This is a genomic window from Bartonella sp. AA2SXKL, from assembly GCF_042197205.1.
Classification (GTDB): domain Bacteria; phylum Pseudomonadota; class Alphaproteobacteria; order Rhizobiales; family Rhizobiaceae; genus Bartonella.
In genome coordinates, this window is record NZ_JBHIRN010000064.1 from 1 (window position 1) to 1053 (window position 1053).

Annotated in this window: 1 protein-coding gene; it reads right to left on the bottom strand. The window is 43.3% G+C overall.

Features of this window, described 5'->3' with window-relative positions; all coding sequences use genetic code 11:
* On the bottom strand, nt 1–1010 hold a 1010-nt coding region (locus tag ACFINS_RS09745), incomplete at its 3' end, for a DUF3792 domain-containing protein (RefSeq protein WP_375706148.1).
* Nucleotides 1011–1053 lie beyond the last annotated feature (43 nt).

The window sequence follows — 1053 nt, forward strand, 5'->3', positions numbered from 1 at the left end:
CCTAAAAAGCCCCACCACCCCATATTGGAGGCTGTTTTTGTGGCTTTAGTTGCAGTGTTTTTTGCTCCCTTGATCGTATCCTCAAGATTGTCTGAGAGTGTTTCTGCCCGTTCTTCAAGGACTTTGATGGCTTTTTCGGTTTTTTCCTCTGCGCTTTGATAGAGTTGAACAGCATGGTTGGCTGCTGTTTGTGCATCCGAACGGGACATGCCATCTTTTATGAGGGCATTGATGATATCACTTCGATCAAATTTTGTCGTGAGATCTTCTACACGATCGGACAGGCGCTCACCAAGATTTTTTAAAGTGGTGCGATAGTAAGAAGGATCATTTTTGAAAGCTGTTATCGCAGAACCAATATCATTGAGTGCAGCTTGATAGGTTTGTTTTAAGCGATCAGGGTTGAGAGCAGGAATGTCGCTTTTATTGAGAAGGGTGCGCAATTCACTCCTAAGTTGGTCAAAATTGATATCATTGTCACTATTTTTTGCAAAAAACTGTTCAAGACTTTCGCTGTTTAAGTTTGCAAGTATAGGGGAAATATTGTTTTTTAGGCTGTCTACGGTTTGTTGGACCATGGAGCTGTTTTCTAGAGCCGTTTTAGCTCCTATCTTTGCTGTACTAGAAACCACGTGGATGGCTTGGAGGGTCATCAGCAATGTTATGAGAGCCCAAGTGAGAAAGCCATGAAGAATCCCTGAGGTTTCAGCAAAACGTCCAGCTACAAAGCCTCCCAAGGCTAGGCTAATCAGTGTAACGATAACAGAACCCACGCCAAAGGAGAGGAAAGAGCCTTCAAATGGGGTTGAAGAAGTGAAATCCATTTGGCTTAAGCCTAAAGCTGCAACCAGAAAAGAGAGGCAGATTGAGGTGGCAAGAGCCGTCACCAGTCCCGCAAAGATTGCGGACCATGAAATGGGTGTGTGAAAGAGTGAATACTTTTCTTCTAGAGACGTTTCTCCTAGAAAATTCGTATCGAATGGTGTGTTTTCAGGAATGCGAGTTTCCATGTTTTATCTCCTTGAATATGCTGGAGATACAATGCCTTTTTGC